This is a genomic window from Sphingomonas sp. 2R-10 (genome assembly GCF_030062225.1).
Taxonomy (GTDB): domain Bacteria; phylum Pseudomonadota; class Alphaproteobacteria; order Sphingomonadales; family Sphingomonadaceae; genus Sphingomonas.
The window spans coordinates 65,737-82,684 of sequence record NZ_JASCXF010000018.1 but is presented as its reverse complement, the minus strand read 5'-3'; the positions used below and the strand labels follow the sequence as shown (position 1 = coordinate 82,684).

The following is a 16,948-nucleotide window of genomic DNA, read 5'->3' as shown; positions in this document are numbered from 1 at the left end:
GGCCCCCGCGCTGTCGCTGGTCGCAGATACGACGGTGTTCGAGATGGCGGGCCTGATCGCCCGACTGGCGCCGGGGCGCGGGAGCGCTTAGGCCACCCTGCTCGACACGAACCGGACGTGATCCCGGCGAAGGCTGGGATGTCCCGGTGATAGCGAGCAGCAGGAGCCGCTTGAAGCCCCGGCCTTCGCTGGGGCGACGTATGCGGCAGGCAGCGCTTCCAACCTGAGCGCTCGCTTCCCCCTGCGATCACCCGCCTTGTTCTGGCGAGGTTTGAACCCTAGAGCCTCGGATCATGTCCGATCCATTCTACATCACCACCGCGATCCATTACCCCAACGGCCGTCCGCATATCGGCCACGCCTATGAAATGATCGCCGCCGACGCGATCGCCCGGTTCCAGCGGCAGGCGGGGCGCGACGTGTTCTTCCAGACCGGTACCGACGAACATGGGCTGAAGATGGTCAAGACCGCGCGCGACCGCGGGGTCGAGGTGCGCGCGCTTGCCGACGAAATGTCCGGTTATTTCCGTGACATGGCGAATGCTCTGAACATTTCGTGCAATCGGTTCATCCGCACGGTCGAACCGCAGCATTATGCCGCGTCGCAGGCGATCTGGGCAGCAATGCGCGATGCCGGCGACCTGTATCTCGATCGCTACGAGGGCTGGTACTCGGTCCGTGACGAGGCGTTCTACGAGGAAAAGGAACTGACCGACGGGGAGGGTGGGGTCCGCCTGTCGCCGCAGGGCACGCCGGTCGAATGGACCGCCGAAGAGACGTGGTTCTTCCGCCTGTCGAAATATCAGCAGCCGCTGCTTGATTTCTATGCGGCCTACCCGGACTTCATCCAGCCCGAAAGCCGCCGCAACGAAGTGCTGCGCTTCGTCGAGGGCGGCCTGACCGACCTGTCGGTATCGCGCACCAGCTTCGACTGGGGCGTGCCGGTGCCCGACAGCCCCGGTCACGTGATGTATGTCTGGGTCGATGCGCTGACCAACTATCTGACCGGCACCGGCTATCCCGACACGCCCAATCGCTACTGGCCGGCCGCGCTCCACCTGATCGGCAAGGACATCGTCCGGTTCCATGCGGTCTACTGGCCGGCGTTCCTGATGTCGGCGAAGTTGCCATTGCCGCAAACGGTGTTCGGACACGGGTTCCTGCTCAACCGTGGCGAGAAAATGTCGAAATCGACCGGCAACGTGGTCGATCCGATGCAGCTGGCCGAGCTCTACGGGGTCGACGCCCTGCGCTACTTCCTGCTGCGCGATATCAGCTTCGGCAACGATGGCACCTTTTCGGACGAAGCGATCGTCACACGCGCCAACAGTGACCTTGCGAACAGTTTTGGTAACCTTGCCCAGCGAACCCTTTCGTTTATCGCGAAAAATCTGGAAGGCGCATTGCCGGACGCCGGCCGGGGCGATCCCGCCGATGCCGAACTGCTTGCCACGGTCGGCGATGCGATCGACGCGTTCCGCAGCAACTTCGCCAACTTGCAGTTCGGTCAGGGGCTGGAGGCATGGATGCGGGGCGTCTTCGCCTGCAACCAGTATATCGACGTGCAGGCGCCATGGGCGTTGCGCAAGACCGACCCGGCGCGGATGCACGCCGTGCTCGGCACACTGGTCCGGGCGATCCGCGACCTCGCCATCGCGATCGAACCGGTGGTTCCCGCATCTGCCGCCACCCTGCTCGGACAGCTGGATCAGGCGGGGAAAGGGCATGATGCGATCGGCGACCATGGCTGGTACGCCGCCGCACAGGCCGCGGGCTTCCGCATCGCGCCACCGACCCCCATCTTTCCTCGACTGACCATCGCGGAGACCGAGCCGGCATGAAACTGGCCGACAGCCACTGCCACCTGAATTACAAGGGCGTCGCCGAGATCCAGGGCGAGGTCCTGTCCCGCGCCCGCGCCAGCGGCGTCGTCGCGATGCTCAACATCTCGACGCGGGAAAGCGAGTGGGGCGCCGTCATCGCAACCGCCGAGCGCGAACGCGACGTATGGGCAACGGTCGGCATCCACCCGCATGAGGCGGATGCGCACCCTGATGTCGATACCGAACGGCTGATCGCCGCCGCCGGGCATCCGCGCGTCGTGGGCATCGGTGAGAGCGGGCTCGACTATTATTACGATCACAGCGATCGTGGCGCGCAACGGACGAGCTTTCGTGCGCATCTTGCGGCATGCCGCGCGACCGGACTGCCGATCGTCGTGCATACCCGCGATGCCGAGGAGGATACCGCCGCCATCCTGCGCGACGAACTGGAGAAGGGGGCCTTTCCCGGCGTCCTCCACTGTTTCACCGGATCGGCCGAACTGGCGAAGATCGCGATTGATCTCGGCTTCTACATTTCGATCTCCGGCATCGTGACGTTCAAGAGTGCCCACGCGCTGCAGGCGGTCGCACGCGACCTGCCGCAGGATCGGATGTTGGTCGAAACCGACGCGCCGTTCCTGGCACCGGTGCCGCATCGCGGCAAACCGGGCGAACCTGCGTTCGTCGCCGACACCTGCCGGTTCCTCGCGAAGCTGCGCGGTGAGGATCCCGATGCGCTGGCCGACGCGACGCGGTCGAACTTCCATCGGCTGTTCGCCAAGACGCTGGCATGAAGGTCCGTATCCTCGGCTCCGGCACGTCGTCGGGCGTGCCGCGGATCGGCAACGACTGGGGCGCGTGCGACCCGAACGAGCCGCGGAACCGCCGGACACGAGTATCGGCGCTGATCGAGCATGAGGACACGCGCATCCTGATCGATACCGGGCCGGACATGCGCGAGCAGTTGCTGGCGGCCGATGTCGCGACGGTCGATGCGGTGCTGTGGACGCACGATCATGCCGACCATTGCCACGGAATCGACGACCTGCGGCAGCTGTTCCATAACGCCCGCGCGCCGGTGGCTGGCTATGCCCGCGCGGAAACGCTGACCAGCCTGCGATCGAGGTTCGATTATGTGTTCGCGGGACGCGCCGGCTACAGGCCGACCGTCGCGGGCGAAATCCTGCCCGACCAAATGGTTATCGGGGCGGTTACCATCAGATGCACCGATCAGCCGCACGGCTCGATCCATTCCGCCGGGCTGCGGTTCGACGTCGATGGGGGGGGGATTGGATATGCTACGGACTTCAGTGCGGTGACGGGGGACATGTTGACCCTGTATGAGGGCGTCGACATCCTGGTCGTCGATGCGCTGCGCGCCGCGCCGCATCCGACCCATCCGTCGCTGGCCGAGGCGATCGCCTTTGCGCGGAACTGTCGCGCGGGTCGAACCGTCCTGATCCATATGGATCAATCGATGGACTATGCGACGCTCCGCCGCGACCTGCCTGCGGGGATCGAACCGGGCTATGACGGTCTGGAACTGGCGCTGTGAGCGACGATCGGGGCATCTATGTCCTGATGGGCCTCATGATGCTGATACTGCCGCTGTCGTCGCTGCTGGCGCGGAAGCCGAGGACGTCGGTCGTGTTGCGGGCTGTTCTGGGTTGGGGGGTGATCGTCGCGATCCTCTATCTCGCGTTCGCCAATCGCGCACGGCTGGGCGAACTGGCGGGAAGCGTCGGCGACAAAATCGGCCGTTCGGAACAGAGGGTTGAGGGAGATACGGTTCGTATCCGGCAATCGCTGGATGGCCATTTCTGGGCGCAGGTCCGGCTGAACGGCGTCGAGCGGCGGATGCTGATCGACAGCGGGGCGACGTCGACGGCGATCTCCGAAGCCACCGCCAAGGCGATCGGCGTCACGCCGCGGCGCGTGCCGCCGGTGATCCTGTCGACCGGCAATGGCCGGGTCGAGGCGGCGCGTGGCCGGATCGAGACGGTGCGCATCGGCGACCTTGAAACCCGCGACCTGCCGGTGGTGATCGCGCCGACGTTCGGTGACCTCGACGTCATCGGCATGAACTTCCTGTCGCGGTTGCAGGGATGGCGGGTCGAGCGTGGTACGCTGGTCCTGCAACGCGATATCGTGGACTAGTTTTACATAATGTTTATTATCGGATCGGTTAATTGTAAGCGCCAAATACAAATGACACCACTCCGCTAGATAGAAACGGCACTGCTGGTGCTGTCGGCGGGTCGCCGGTGTCATAGCCTTCCTCGGCAACGAGGATGCGCATGGTATGACGGTGCTGGCAATGAGTGCTGCTGAGATCACCCGGTTCGACACGCTGATGCGGCTCGACCGCGGCGAGATCCGGACTGCGGATGCAATGGAACTGTTGGGCCTCCAACGGCGGCAAGTTTACCGGCTGCTTGACCGCCTGCGGCAGGAAGGCCCTGCCGGCCTCGTGTCGCGCAAGCGTGGGCGGCCGAGCAACCGCCGCTACAGCGACGCCTTCCGCGCCGAAGTCGTCGCGCTGGTGCGCGAACACTATGCCGACTTCGGCCCGACGCTCGCGCGCGAATACCTCGCCGAGCGGCACGGCTTGGGCCTCTCGTGCGAGACGCTGCGGCAGATCCTGATGGAGGCGGGCCTGTGGAAGGACCGCGCCGCCAGGCGCCCTCGCCCCTATCAGCCGCGCTACCGGCGTGACTGTCGCGGCGAACTGGTCCAGGTCGACGGCTCGAAACACTGGTGGTTCGAGGACCGCGGCCCGCAATGCACGCTGCTGGTGTTCATCGACGACGCGACGAGCGAGCTGATGCACCTCGAGATGGTGGAGAGCGAGAGCACCTTCTCGTACATGCGCGCGACGCGGACGTATCTCGAGCGGCACGGCAAGCCGGTCGCCTTCTACACAGACAAGCACAGCGCCTTCCGCAACAACACGGCCTCGGCAAACGGCGACGGGATGACCCATCTTGGGCGCGCGCTGGACCGGCTTAACATCGAGCTGATCTGCGCGAACTCGCCGCAGGCGAAGGGCCGTGTGGAGAGCGCCAATGCCACGCTGCAGGACCGGCTTGTAAAGGCGATGCGACTCCACCGCATCAACACCATCGACGAAGCCAACGCTTTCCTCCCCTCCTACATGGCGCAGCACAATCAACGGTTTGCCAAGGCGCCGTTCGACCCGCGCGATCTGCACCGTCCATTGGCCATTCACGAGAACCTTGAGGCGGAGATGGTGTGGCGCGAGCAGCGCACCGTCACCGGCGCCCTAACCCTGCACTACAACAAGGCCATGTTCATTCTCGAGCCGACACCGGTCGCCCAGGGGCTCGCACGAAAGAGGGTGGACGTTTGCGAGTATCCGGACGGCCGGCTCGAAATCCAGCACGAGGGCAAGGCCCTGCCCTATCATGTGTTCGACAAGATGCGCCGCGTGAACCAGGCGCCCGTGGTCGACAACAAGCACTTGGACGCCGCCCTAGCTCTCGCCCATGCCATCCAGCAGGTGAAGCCGCACCACTCCAAGCGCAACAACAACGAACCGGCCCGCACCGCGCAGCCGGCCGGGATGTTCAAGGCTCCATCATCAGTGCCGTCTGGGCCGACGCTGGATCGCCGCAAACTGGGCAATCAGCGACTCAAGCGAGGCGCTCGCCTTTCCAACGACGAACTCGTCGCGCGCGGCCTGGGCGAGTACGTCCGCCAGCAGACAGGATGACCGGAGAACGCGTCGTCCAGCGTCTCAAAATCGATGCTTGAACGGGAAGGGATACAGCTTCTCGAAACCCTTGCGCGATCCAGTACCGAGAATGTGACTGACCTACGGATTAGGCTGCTGCCGGCTATCTGCCGCCAACGGCATTTCGACCGCCAGCTTGACCCTTTGCATCGGAATGTCCGTCTTAATGCTGCGCACACCCTCGATACGGGCGAGGTGTTCGGCCTGGAAGCGACGGACGCCTTCAAGGTCCGGCGCGACAATCCTCAGCAGGAAGTCGCAATCTCCGGCCATGAGGTGGCACTCCACGATCTGCGCGAGGTCGTTGACCGCGGCCACGAACCGCTCGACCTGTTCCTCGTCCTGTCCGGTCAGCCATACGCGGGCGAACACGGTCATCCCCATTCCGATCTTGGCCGGATCGACCACGGCGGCGTACCGCTCGATCACACCGGCCTCTTCGAGCAACCGGACCCGGCGGAGGCAGGGCGACGGCGAAAGTCCGACGTCGGCGGCGAGCTGATTGTTCGGGCAGCGCCCGTCACGCTGAAGAGCGGTCAGGATGCGCTTGTCGATCGAGTCGAGTACCATCGGCACTTCATGCCACTATAATCGGTGTCATACGACTTTTCATGCCACCACAACGACGAGTTGGCGGCATCTTTGGCAGCACCTTCGAGCCGCGCTGCGCTATAGATGCTCCAACCGCTGACACTGAAGTTGGCAGGCTGGAGGAACCGTGTCCAAGCAAACCGTCTCGAAGCGCGTCACGGCTCCCTCGCTGCGCGCCCGCAAAGGCGCCGAGAAGATCGTCGCGCTGACCGCCTACACCGCGCCGATGGCGCAGCTCCTCGACCCGCATTGCGACCTGCTGCTGGTCGGCGACAGCCTCGGCATGGTGGTCCACGGCCTGTCGACGACGGTCGGCGTCACGGTCGAGATGATGATTCTGCACGGGCAGGCAGTGATGCGCGGCAGCACCCAAGCGCTGGTCGCGATCGACCTGCCGTTCGGCAGCTACGAGCGATCGCCCGAACAGGCTTTCGACACCGCGAGCCGGATCATGATGGAGACAGGCGCGCAGGCGGTGAAGGTCGAGGCGGCCGAAGGCGTCGCCGACAGCATCGCGTTCCTCACGGGCCGCGGCATCCCGGTGATCGGCCATGTCGGCCTGCGTCCGCAAGCGGTGAACCTCGACGGCGGCTTCAAGGCGCGCGGACGCAACGACGCGGAGCGGGAGCGGGTGCTGGCCGAAGCCCGCGCGACCGACGAGGCCGGCGCGATCGCGATGGTGGTTGAGGGTGTCACGCCCGAGCTGGCAGCCGAAGTGACCGCTGCGGTTGGCTGCCCGACGATCGGGATCGGCGCATCGTCGGCCTGCGACGGTCAGATCCTCGTGACGGAAGACATGCTGGGCCTGTTCGACTGGACCCCCAAGTTCGTCCGTCGCTACGCGGACCTGAGAGGCGCGATCGAGGTTGGCGCGGCGGGCTACGCTGCCGATGTGCGCGCCGCCAGCTTCCCCGGCGAGGCCGAGGAGTACCGGTTGGGGACGCGCAAGTGAGCGGAAACGACAAGGCGCTGACCGCGGAGCGGCGGGACAGCATTGTTGCCAGCTTCGGCCGGCAAGGCGTGCTGCTCGGCATGGGCGGCCGGATGGCGAGCCTCGATATGGGCCGCTGCACGCTGGAGCTTCCGTTCGGCGATGCGGTGGCGCAGCAGCATGGCTTCTTCGCAGGCGGCGCGATCGGCACCCTGGCCGACGTCGCCGGCGGCTATGCCGCGATGAGCGTGGCGCCGGCCGGGCACGACGTGCTGACGCTCGAATACAAGATCAACTTCCTGCGCCCGGCGACGGGCGCGATGCTCATCGCCGAAGCGGCGGTACTGCGGGCGGGACGTTTGATGATCGTCACCCGTGTCGACGTGTTCGATGCGGAACGACGCCTGTGCGCCGCCATGCAGCAGAGCATCGTGCCGCATGCAGCGGCGAAGGCGGCGTCATGACCCCAACCACCTTGTGCGAACGCTATCTCGACGCGCTCAACCGCGGCGACCTCGATGCGGTCCTCGCCCTGTTCCTCCCCGACGCACGTGTGTCGTCGCCGCTCTACGGCGACCACGACGTAACTTCCTTCTACACCGAGCTGTTCGCCGACACGGCACGATCCGAGACCCGATTGCTTCACGTCTTCGACAGCTCGGCGTCCGGCTCCGCTGTGGCGCTCCATTTCGCCTATGACTGGACGCTCGCCAACGGCACGCCGGTCCGGTTCGAGTGCGTCGACGTCTTCAAGCTGAGCGAGGACCGCGAGCGCTTCGCCGGGATCACGATCATCTACGACACCGCGCCGCTTCGCGCCGAGTTCGCGGCGAACAAGGGCTGAAGCATCGCCGCATTCCGATCGAGGGATCGGACAGCCCAACCATCACGAGCGGAGCCACTCCATGAACGCGAGTCTGCTGGCGGCCTTCTGGGCCGTGTCGATGATGTTCGTCATCACGCCTGGTGCCGACTGGGCTTACGCCATCTCGGCCGGGATGCGTGACAAGGCCATCGTCCCCGCCGTGGCCAAGCTGTTGCTCGGGCACCTGGTCGCGACATTGATCGTCGCGGCAGGTGTCGGCGCGCTGGTGACGAGCGTGCCTTACGCCCTGACCGCGCTGACGCTGATCGGTGCGGCCTATCTGCTGTGGCTGGGGGTGGGGCTCATCACCAACCCGCCGGTGCCGACCGCGGCGGACGACGCCGGCCCGATCTCGCCCGCGCGCTGGCTGGCCAAGGGGTTCGGCGTGAGCGGGCTCAATCCCAAGGTCATTCTGCTGTTCCTGGCGCTGCTGCCGCAGTTCGTCGACACGAAGGCGGCGTGGCCGATCCCGGCGCAGATCGTCGCGCTGGGCCTCGTCCATGTCGTCAACTGCGGCATCGTCTACCTGCTGGTCGGTAACGCAGCGCGTCTGGTGCTACGAACCCGTCCTCAGGCGGCGAAGGTCGTAGGACGGGTATCGGGTGCGGTGATGCTGTGCCTCGCCGTCGGATTGAGCGCGGAAGCATTGGTGAGGTAGAATCGTCGCCATGAAACGACCATCGATCGTGATCCTGTGCGGCGCGACCATCGTCACGCTGGCGATGGGGGACGATGGCGTGGTTGGCCGGCTTTGCCTCACTATACGGCTGAGAGCCCCAGCTAGGCCGGACCGTTCGATGTGCCGTGCGCGAGGGAAGCGGACGCCAAGCCTTCGATTCTGACGTTCCCGATTGGGAACGGCCAGCGAGACGGCGCGGACGTTCTCGGAATCGATCGAGTTTCGAGAATCCCGATTGTGTCCCACAATCGACAGGACGTTTGTGAACCGCCGCAGCGCTTGACCCCCCTGCCATGGAGCTATCATCTAGATCTTGTAGTAACAGGAAATGGCCCATCGACGCGCTCTTGAACAATCTAACCTGCGTCATTTCGGTGCGGCGCACGCGGCGCGTTCGCTGGGATGGTCCGTCGTCGATCTGCTGTTCGCCTGGCACCTGCACGTCAACGTCGGGCTGACCGGCGTCGAGACGGGCTGGTCGCTGTTCCTAATGCTGGGGATCGGTGGTGTGGCAACGCTTCTGGCGGGCTTCACGCTGAGCCGCCGGATAGCCGATGGTCCCACGATCGTCAGGGTACAGGTTCCCGCCACGATTGCCGCGGCGATCCTATTGTGCGTGACGTTTCAAACCAGCAACGCATTTCTTGTCATTGCAGCGGGAGCAGCATTTCGGATCGTCTATGCCGTGCAGGACATCGCGCAGAACATGCTGACATCGCTGTTACCAACGGATGATCGTGATGCCGATCGCTATGCGCGGCTGCGGGTAACGCTCAGTGCGGGTGCACGGTGCTGTGTTGTGACCGCATTCGCCGTGTCGGTCAGCATCCTGCCCGCCATGCTTGCGGTGATCGCCACCGCGGCCGTCGCCTCCGCCATCTCGCTGCGCCGCGTCGTCTTTCCCCGCCGACCGGATGCGGGTCACCGCATGGATGCGTCGACCTATTCGATGCCCGCCGGGCTTGCCCGATTGCTGCTCAGCTGGGCGGTCGCGGCGATGCTGCTTCCAACGCTTAATCGTCTTCTGATCTTCTCAACGAGCCCGCCGCTCCTGCCACGATCCGGCGTCTGGTTGCTCGCCGGTTTTTGCGTCGGTTCGATGATCGGGCCGCTCTGGAAACACCCAACGGCCGGCAAGCTGCTGACGGCGACGATCCTCAGCGCCCTGTCGATGATCGTGGTCCTTCCCGGCGGGGCTGGCCTCACCGCCCATGTCATCGGCGCGGTCTTCCACGGCGTGGCGCTCAGCGTGTTCGGTGTCCAGCTATGGGGGGCCACAGCGCGTCTCGCCATGACACAGGCCCGGACGGGGTATCGCGCCGATGGCATTATCTTCGGTAGCGTCATCCTGACACTTCACTTCGCATCGGCCGCAGGAATGCTCGTGGTCGGTCCATTGATCGAAGGGGTCGAGGCCGCGCGACTGGCCTTCGTCTTCGTGGCAGTGGCCACGACCGTTTTCGGCGCGCTCTTGCTGACCGTCCTGGGCCTCAGCGAAAGAACAGCGCCTGCAGCGGCATGAGCGCAGCACCCATCGCCGTTGCGTCGCCTTGCACCGCGCTGGGAACAACCGTGGGCAGTGGAAACGGGCGATCATGGCGCGTAGGGCTGACGGGCAATTCGATGCCCTCGACCAGCGAGGCTAGGAGCCATCCGGGCGCGCGTCCGCCGATCACCAGCTTCTCGCACGCCACAATATGACCGAGTAGGAAGGCGAGCGTCGCGAACGGCTCGCGCGCCTCTGACAGCCACGCATCGACCCCGGGGGTTGCCGGATCAATCGCCGCCAGCATCTCCTCGACGGTGTCGAAAGCCGTGCCATGGTCTGCCACCAGCGTCCGGAGCCGGTCGAGGCTGGGATAGCCGCCACCCGGCCGATCCCGCCCGAGCAGCCACCATACGGCACCGAAGTCACCCGCATTGCCGCGCACGCCGCGCATGGGACGTCCATCGACGATCAATCCACCGCCGAAGCCATTGGTCAGGTTGGCATAGGCGAAGGTCGCGGTGCTCCTGCCGACGCCTAGGAGCCCTTCCGCGATCGCGGCGCAGGTCGCATCATTGTCGCACAGCAGGTTCGATCCCAGCACGGGTGACAGCGTCGTCACCAGATCGGCATCGACCCAATCGGCCAATACCGCCGGGGGATTGAAGCGCAGCGGATCGCCGACCAGGAAACCGGCGAACCCTACCCCGGCGCCCACGATACGATCCCGGTCGACCGCTGTATCCTTCAGCAGGCGCTTGTGCATCGCCGTCAGCTGCTTGACCACCGCTGCACGGGAACGATCCACCATCGGTTCGCGCCAGCCTGCGCACACCTGTCCGGTGAGGTCGGCCAGCGCGATCGACAGCGCGTCCCCGGTGATACCGACACCGACGCCGTAGGCATGGTCGGGCACGAGAGACAGCAGAACGCTGGGATTGCCGCGCCCCGTCGCTGCGCGACTGGACGCCGCCACCAATCCCTCGGCCACGAAACCGCTAACAAGTCGCGCGATGCTTGGCTGCGAGAGGTCGAGCCGTCGCGGGAGCGTGCCCTGCACCGCTGGACCCGCGCGCAGCAATAGGTCGAGCAACGCTCGCCCACCCGCTGCGACCGGGCGATGCCAGACAGGCGACGCCACGGAGCCAAGCGGAATTTCGCAATCGATTGTCATTTTGCTGTCACTCGATCAAAATACATGGCAAATACTATTCGACTCGATGGTGCCGGAAAAGCCGACGCGCCGCAACTGGGTCGGGAGGATGCGGAAGGGATCAGACTGCGGTCGGCGAAGGCCGTCGATCGCGCATCTGCCCCACCTGCGATACACGACAAGGGGTAAGAAGATGAAGACGTCCGTTATGATCCACCTGCTGGGAGCGGCCTCGGCGCTCGCGCTGACCGGCACCGCCGCGTTCGCCCAAGTTGCGCCGCCGACCGCCGAAGCTCCCGCAACCGACAGTGATACCAGCACCGACATCGTCGTCACCGGCACGTCGACCCGCCAGCGCAAGTTTGACGCGCCCTATTCGGTCTCGACGATCGATAAGGCGCAGATCGCCGATGCCGCCCCGCACAGCGTCGCCGACCTGCTCGCCGCGACACCGGGCATCACGGTCGAGGCGTCCGGTGGCGAGGGCGGCGGCGAGAACGTCGTCATCCGCGGCTTGCCGTGGAGCGGGTGGCGTCTGATCGATTTCAACCAAGACGGGATGCCGCTGTTCGAGAGCAATACCGAGCGGTTTATGAACATCGACCAATTCTACCGCGTCGACCTCGATACGCAGCGGGTGGAGGTCGTTCGCGGCGGCACTGCGCCGCTGTTCTCGAACAATGCACCGGGCGGCGTCGTCAACTTTATCACCAACCACGGCACCGATACCTACCAGGGTGCGCTGCGACTAGAATCCGGCACGGGCAACCGCGCCCGTACCGACTTGGCGGTGTCGGGTCCGCTCAGCGACCGGCTGCTGGTCAGCATCAGCGGTTTCTACCGGCGCGACGACGGATTGCGGAACCCCGGCTATGACAATGCCGATCGCGGCGGTCAGTTCAAGCTCGGCGCGACCTACAAGCTCGATGGCGGCAAGATCTGGGGCGACGTCAAATATCTGAACGACCGCAGCATCTTCTACACCGCGCTGCCGCTGGTCGACCCGACGACGGGCGCCTCGCTAGAAGGGTTGATCGATCCGCGCGATGGCACGCTCAGCTCGCCCGCCTTCCAGCGCGTGACGCTGCGCACGCTCGCGGGCGGGCAGCCGACGACGATCAATCGCGATCTGGCGGACGGCATTCACCCGGACGTGTGGACCGCCACGCTGGGCGCGGACCACGAACTGGGTGCCGGTTTCCAGATCGCGGCGACCTATCGCCACATGGAGGGCACGACCGGGTTCGACACGATCCTGAACGGTGCGCCGGTATCCGCAGCGTCGTTCCTGTCCGGTCGCCTTGCCGGTGCGCGGACGGCGTTCGGTAGCGGTGTGTCGTCGCTGCGCTATGTCGTGGCGGGCACCAACACGCTCTATGATCCAGCCACCACCGCCAATCTGGTGATGGCCAACACCTGGGCGTCGATCCGCACGCGCACGCGCTACGACGCGGGCGACATTCGACTGACCAAGACGCTGGACACCCCGATCGGCCGCCATGCGCTGACCGGCGGCATCTATTACAGCGACTATAACTACAGCCAGGCCCAGTCGCTCAATTCGCTGCTGGTCAATGTGAAGAACCAGCCGATCGCACTCGACGTGCAGGCGCTGAACGCCAACGGGCAGGTGCTCGGCAACGTCACCGAGAACGGCTTCATCAGCTATGGCGCGGGCAGCCAGAACGGGTCGCTCGACGGCCGCTCCTTCGCCTTCTACCTCGCCGACAGCTGGCAGGTGACGCCCGCCTGGTCGATCGACGCCGGCATCCGCCGCGTCTCGCGCAAGCAGGACGGCGTGCAGGGCATCCTGGGCACCGTCAACGCCGATCCCAATGGCGCGGTCGCTGCCCGCTCGGTCGCGGGCGTGGTCAGCAATGTCGCCCGGTCGGAGGATCTAAAGGGCACGAGCTGGACGGTCGGCACCGGCTATATCTTCTCGCGCGATGCCAACGTGTTCGGCCGCTACACGCGCAGCTTCAGCTATCCGCGGTTCGACACGATTCTGGGCGGCGCGACGCTGCCGGGATCGACCGAGCCGCTGCCAGTCGCCAAGGTCCAGCAGGCGGAGGCGGGATTCAAGTTCGCCACCACCGGCCTGCGCGTCACCACCACCGGCTTCTGGTCGAAGTTCGACCGGCTGAACGGCGGCACGCAGGTCGCCGCCGCAGACGGGACGATCACCAATTCGAACATCATCTTCGACACGCGCACCTATGGTGTCGAAGTAGAGGCCGTGGTCAGCCCGTTCGCAGGGTTCGATGTGTCGGCGGTCGGCATGTGGCAAGATCCGAAGATCGTCCGCGTCGACACGCTGACCGGCGTCAACGCGCAAAGCTCGCAAGGGGGCGACATCACCCGCGTGCCGCGTGTCCAGCTGACGGTGCAGCCGTCCTATGGCTTCGAGGTCGGCGCGGCGAAGGCGCGGCTCTACGGCACCTTCTTCACGATCGGCCGTCGCTTCCAGGATGCGTCGAACCTCAGCCGGCTGCCGGCCTATTCCTCGGTCGATTTGGGCGCGAGCGTCGAGATCGACGGCTTGGAACTGCGCGGCGCCGTCAACAACGTCTTCGACGTCGTCGGCCTGACTGAGGGCAATGCCCGCGCCGCGGTGATCGGCACCGGCACGGGCGTGCTCGACGCGACCGTCGGCCGGTCGATCTTCGGCCGCAACTTCACCGTCGCACTGACCAAGCGGTGGTAAGCCGTCTGTTCCCCGTCGCCGCGGTGGCGCTGGCCTTGGCCAGCGCCGCTCCGGCGCACGCGCGTGAGGCGGCCGGATCGGTCGCCGCGCGCTTCGGCGACCCGGCGACGCCGATGCTGGTCGTTGCGCATCGCGCCTGCCACAATCCGGCACCGCGCCACGGCTTGCCGGGCGCGCTATCGGAGAACTCGCTGGCCGGAATCGAGCGCTGCATCGCGCTCGGCGTCGATGTCGCGGAGGTGGACGTGCGCCGGACCCGCGACGGCTATCTCGTCCTGATGCACGACGACAGCGTCGACCGCACCACCGATGGCCATGGCAAGGTCGCCGATCTGTCGCTCGCCCAAATCCGCAGCCTGCACCTGCGCGACAACGAGGGCGGCGCGGACATGCCGCTCACCGATCGAGGCGTGCCGACACTGGAGGAAGCGCTGGCGACGGCGAAGGGACGCATCCTGCTGAACCTCGACGTGCAAGCCGGTCTCTATGCCGACACCGTGGCGGTGGTGCGCGGCGCGAGCCAGCAGGACGGCGTGATCGTAAAGCAGCCCGCCGGGACCGGCAGTCCCGTGCTGGCGGACGTTGCCCCCTTCGACGCCGTGGCGTTCATGCCGATCCTGGTGGGCGATGCCGATATGCCCGCCGTTGCCGAACGTCAGCTTGGCGGTCGACGTCATCCGGTCGCCTTCGAATTGCCGCGCATGACCCCCGATGCGCTGCCGGTATTGGCGGCGATCGCGCGTCGCGGCCGGACGCGACTATGGGTCAACACGCTTTGGGAAGGCTTCGTGGCGGGCGTCGGCGGAGACGTGGATGCCTTGCGCGATCCCGACGCGGTCTGGGGACGCCTGCGCAGAAGCGGTGTATCGGTGATCCAGACCGACGAACCCGAGGCGCTTCTGCGCTATCTCGGCCGATGAGCGCCGGTCGGCACGCCGGTGATCGCTGATGGGCCAGGGAACGGCGGCAATTCGCACCCTTGCCGATCTGGCGCGACTGGCCGGCGTGTCGACGGGCACCGTTTCACGCGCGCTGTCGAACAAGACGACCGTCAATCCGGTGACGGGCGACCGCATACGCGCGCTGGCTGCCGCGTATGCATTCCATCCCAACCAGATGGCGAGTCGACTGCGCAAGGGCTGCACCGGCGTCGTCGGCGTCGTCGTTCCATTGGGACACGAACACAGCCAACGGCTGTCGGACCCCTTTTTCATGGCCCTGCTCGGGCATCTGGCCGACGAGCTGACCGCCCGTGGATACGAGGTGATGCTGTCGCGCGTCATCCCGGATTCAGATGACTGGCTCGACCGGATCGTCGGCTCGGGGATGCTCGATGGTGTCCTTCTGGTGGGGCAATCGGATCAATTCGATACCATCGAGCGCGTGGCCGCGCAGTATCGGCCGCTGGTGGCATGGGGTGAACACAGGCCGGGCCAGCGCCATTGCGCCATCGGCGTGGACAACCGTTCAGGCGGGCGACTGGCAGGGGAGGCGCTCATCCGCCGCGGCCGGCGCAACCTTGCCTTCCTGGGCGAATGCCGCACGCCGGAGCTGGCCGCGCGCTACGCCGGACTGTGCGATGCCGCAGCATCAGCCGGCCTCGCCCTGCCTCTCCAGCTCGACACCCATCTCGCCACGGCGGCGATGTCCAGCCAGATCGCCGCACACCTGGATCATCTGAGTCACGCGATCGACGGCGTAGCCGCGGCCTCCGACGTCATCGCCATGCAACTCCTGCGATTGTTGGCGGATCGCAACATCGCCGTCCCTGACACCGTCTCGGTCACGGGCTTCGACGATCTGCCCCTGTCGGAACAGACGGTGCCGCGGCTGACGACCATCCGACAGGATATCGTGCGCGGCGCAAGCCTCATGGTCGCAACACTGATTGCTCGCATGTCAGGGCATGACGAACCAACCGACCGATTGATTCCGCTACTCATCGAACGCGACAGTGCCTGAGCATCGCGTTTTACCCGTCTTTCCAGCATAGCAAAGGAACTTGCATTGGTTTCACTGCGCATTGCCGCTCTGGCAATTTCCTGCGCGATCGCGCTTCCAATCGGAGCTGTTTCCCAGACCGACATTACCGGGTTTCTGGCGCCGGGGGAGTTTGACGTGATCCCCGCACTCGAGCCGGCACCGCAGCCCGGTGATCCGCGCTTCATGTCGGACCGGCAGATTTTTCGTGCTACGCGCCGACTGACAGGCACCCCACGTTGGCGCTTGGCAATCACTGACGCAGACGAGAGCATGTCAGCAATGATGCGCAACTACAGCTGCGCGGTCGGAGCGGCGCTGACTCCTGCTACAGCACCGAAACTTGCGGCCCTGATGCGGAAGGTCGGCAAGGATACCGCAGGCCAAAGCGCACGGGCCAAGGTCTTCTTTCGTCGAAATCGGCCGTTTATTTATGATGCCGGTGCCATCTGTCAGCCGAAATCAGCCCTGATCGACCCATCCACCCACCGGTTCAGCTATGACTATCCCTCGGGGCATACTACCTGGGGCTGGACCTGGGCGCTGATTCTGGCCTCCGTTGCCCCTGATCGGGCGACCCAGATACTTGCTAGGGGACGCGCCTATGGCGATAGCAGGTACATCTGCGGGGCTCATAACAGAAGCGCGGTAGAGGCGGGTATGCAGTCAGCGTCAGCAACCATGACGGTCGTTGCCGCCAAACCCGAATACCAGAGCCAATTGAGGGACGTCCGAGATGAAGTTTCGGCGCTGCGTCGAAGCACTACGATGCCTCCAACGAGTCAATGCGAGGGCCATACCTCGAAGGTTGGGCTGCAATAGGTTCGACTCACAATTTGTCTTCCCGAATGGGAAGGTCGGGTGAGATTCCCGGCCACCGATCGTCCGGGCCGCGTGCTTCCGGGACGAATTTCCCGAAATATGTTCCCGATTGCCTTTTCCCGAAATGCGCCATCGGACATGGAGTTTCGGGAAAGGGTAG

The 16,948-nt window shown here is 65.4% G+C and carries 16 protein-coding genes; 14 read left to right on the top strand and 2 right to left on the bottom strand.

Annotated elements, in window-relative coordinates; all coding sequences use genetic code 11:
• The first annotated feature begins 293 nt into the window (after positions 1–293).
• The 5 genes from metG (at position 294) to QLH51_RS10225 (ending at position 5,556) form a co-directional block, all read left to right on the top strand.
• The gene (gene metG, locus QLH51_RS10245; RefSeq protein WP_125657279.1) at positions 294–1,841 is read left to right on the top strand and encodes a methionine--tRNA ligase; all 1,548 of its coding nucleotides are present in this window, start codon (positions 294–296) and stop codon (positions 1,839–1,841) included.
• Positions 1,838–2,617 carry a TatD family hydrolase gene (locus QLH51_RS10240; RefSeq protein ID WP_125657276.1) on the top strand — a complete coding sequence of 260 codons (780 nt, stop codon included), beginning with the start codon at positions 1,838–1,840 and terminating at the stop codon, positions 2,615–2,617. The genes metG and QLH51_RS10240 overlap by 4 nt, the downstream gene beginning before the upstream one ends.
• The gene (locus tag QLH51_RS10235) at positions 2,614–3,378 is read left to right on the top strand and encodes an MBL fold metallo-hydrolase (RefSeq protein ID WP_125657273.1); all 765 of its coding nucleotides are present in this window, start codon (positions 2,614–2,616) and stop codon (positions 3,376–3,378) included. The genes QLH51_RS10240 and QLH51_RS10235 overlap by 4 nt, the downstream gene beginning before the upstream one ends.
• Positions 3,375–3,980, top strand: a complete 606-nt coding sequence (locus QLH51_RS10230) for a retropepsin-like aspartic protease family protein (protein ID WP_125657270.1) — start codon at positions 3,375–3,377, stop codon at positions 3,978–3,980. Before QLH51_RS10235 ends, QLH51_RS10230 begins: the two co-directional genes overlap by 4 nt.
• A 145-nt stretch (positions 3,981–4,125) precedes the next feature.
• A complete protein-coding gene (locus QLH51_RS10225; RefSeq protein WP_125657267.1) occupies positions 4,126–5,556 on the top strand; it encodes an ISNCY family transposase in 1,431 nt (476 codons plus the stop codon).
• Positions 5,557–5,658: 102 nt separating this feature from the next.
• Here QLH51_RS10225 and QLH51_RS10220 read toward each other — a convergent pair whose 3' ends face one another.
• Entirely contained in the window at positions 5,659–6,147 is a 489-nt protein-coding gene (locus QLH51_RS10220) for an Lrp/AsnC family transcriptional regulator (protein ID WP_125657265.1), read from the bottom strand.
• Between the two features lie 148 nt (positions 6,148–6,295).
• On the opposite strand from QLH51_RS10220, the gene panB reads away from it, so the two are divergent.
• The 5 genes from panB to QLH51_RS10195 all read left to right on the top strand — a co-directional run bounded on the left by panB (position 6,296) and on the right by QLH51_RS10195 (position 10,165).
• Positions 6,296–7,120 (top strand): 3-methyl-2-oxobutanoate hydroxymethyltransferase, encoded by an 825-nt coding sequence (gene panB, locus QLH51_RS10215; protein ID WP_125657262.1) that lies wholly within the window; start codon positions 6,296–6,298, stop codon positions 7,118–7,120.
• A complete protein-coding gene (locus tag QLH51_RS10210; protein WP_125657259.1) occupies positions 7,117–7,563 on the top strand; it encodes a PaaI family thioesterase in 447 nt (148 codons plus the stop codon). The genes panB and QLH51_RS10210 overlap by 4 nt, the downstream gene beginning before the upstream one ends.
• The gene (locus tag QLH51_RS10205; RefSeq protein WP_125657256.1) at positions 7,560–7,943 is read left to right on the top strand and encodes a nuclear transport factor 2 family protein; all 384 of its coding nucleotides are present in this window, start codon (positions 7,560–7,562) and stop codon (positions 7,941–7,943) included. The genes QLH51_RS10210 and QLH51_RS10205 overlap by 4 nt, the downstream gene beginning before the upstream one ends.
• A 61-nt stretch (positions 7,944–8,004) precedes the next feature.
• Positions 8,005–8,622: a LysE family translocator gene (locus tag QLH51_RS10200; protein ID WP_125657253.1), complete on the top strand. Its 618-nt coding sequence runs from the start codon at positions 8,005–8,007 to the stop codon at positions 8,620–8,622.
• Between the two features lie 349 nt (positions 8,623–8,971).
• Positions 8,972–10,165: a hypothetical protein gene (locus QLH51_RS10195; protein WP_125657251.1), complete on the top strand. Its 1,194-nt coding sequence runs from the start codon at positions 8,972–8,974 to the stop codon at positions 10,163–10,165.
• Here QLH51_RS10195 and QLH51_RS10190 read toward each other — a convergent pair.
• Complete coding sequence (locus QLH51_RS10190) at positions 10,134–11,120, bottom strand: ROK family protein (RefSeq protein WP_164516135.1); 987 nt, start codon at positions 11,118–11,120, stop codon at positions 10,134–10,136. The two genes, QLH51_RS10195 and QLH51_RS10190, sit on opposite strands and share 32 nt — an antisense overlap.
• A gap of 355 nt (positions 11,121–11,475) precedes the next feature.
• On the opposite strand from QLH51_RS10190, the gene QLH51_RS10185 reads away from it, so the two are divergent.
• The 4 genes from QLH51_RS10185 to QLH51_RS10170 are packed head-to-tail and all read left to right on the top strand — an operon-like array spanning position 11,476 to position 16,788.
• Positions 11,476–13,986: a TonB-dependent receptor domain-containing protein gene (locus QLH51_RS10185; protein WP_206428989.1), complete on the top strand. Its 2,511-nt coding sequence runs from the start codon at positions 11,476–11,478 to the stop codon at positions 13,984–13,986.
• Positions 13,980–14,906: a glycerophosphodiester phosphodiesterase family protein gene (locus QLH51_RS10180; protein WP_125657246.1), complete on the top strand. Its 927-nt coding sequence runs from the start codon at positions 13,980–13,982 to the stop codon at positions 14,904–14,906. Before QLH51_RS10185 ends, QLH51_RS10180 begins: the two co-directional genes overlap by 7 nt.
• A 28-nt stretch (positions 14,907–14,934) precedes the next feature.
• A complete protein-coding gene (locus tag QLH51_RS10175; RefSeq protein ID WP_125657243.1) occupies positions 14,935–15,948 on the top strand; it encodes a LacI family DNA-binding transcriptional regulator in 1,014 nt (337 codons plus the stop codon).
• A gap of 45 nt (positions 15,949–15,993) precedes the next feature.
• Positions 15,994–16,788 carry an acid phosphatase gene (locus QLH51_RS10170; RefSeq protein ID WP_206428988.1) on the top strand — a complete coding sequence of 265 codons (795 nt, stop codon included), beginning with the start codon at positions 15,994–15,996 and terminating at the stop codon, positions 16,786–16,788.
• The last annotated feature ends 160 nt before the right edge of the window (positions 16,789–16,948 follow it).

Coding starts and splice junctions, on each gene's coding strand:
- metG (WP_125657279.1), top strand. CDS start 294: ATGTCCGATCCATTCTACATCACCACCGCGATCCATTACCCCAACGGC.
- QLH51_RS10235 (WP_125657273.1), top strand. CDS start 2,614: ATGAAGGTCCGTATCCTCGGCTCCGGCACGTCGTCGGGCGTGCCGCGG.
- QLH51_RS10195 (WP_125657251.1), top strand. CDS start 8,972: ATGGCCCATCGACGCGCTCTTGAACAATCTAACCTGCGTCATTTCGGT.
- QLH51_RS10240 (WP_125657276.1), top strand. CDS start 1,838: ATGAAACTGGCCGACAGCCACTGCCACCTGAATTACAAGGGCGTCGCC.
- QLH51_RS10185 (WP_206428989.1), top strand. CDS start 11,476: ATGAAGACGTCCGTTATGATCCACCTGCTGGGAGCGGCCTCGGCGCTC.
- QLH51_RS10205 (WP_125657256.1), top strand. CDS start 7,560: ATGACCCCAACCACCTTGTGCGAACGCTATCTCGACGCGCTCAACCGC.
- QLH51_RS10225 (WP_125657267.1), top strand. CDS start 4,126: ATGACGGTGCTGGCAATGAGTGCTGCTGAGATCACCCGGTTCGACACG.
- QLH51_RS10200 (WP_125657253.1), top strand. CDS start 8,005: ATGAACGCGAGTCTGCTGGCGGCCTTCTGGGCCGTGTCGATGATGTTC.
- QLH51_RS10220 (WP_125657265.1), bottom strand. CDS start 6,147: ATGGTACTCGACTCGATCGACAAGCGCATCCTGACCGCTCTTCAGCGT.
- QLH51_RS10175 (WP_125657243.1), top strand. CDS start 14,935: ATGGGCCAGGGAACGGCGGCAATTCGCACCCTTGCCGATCTGGCGCGA.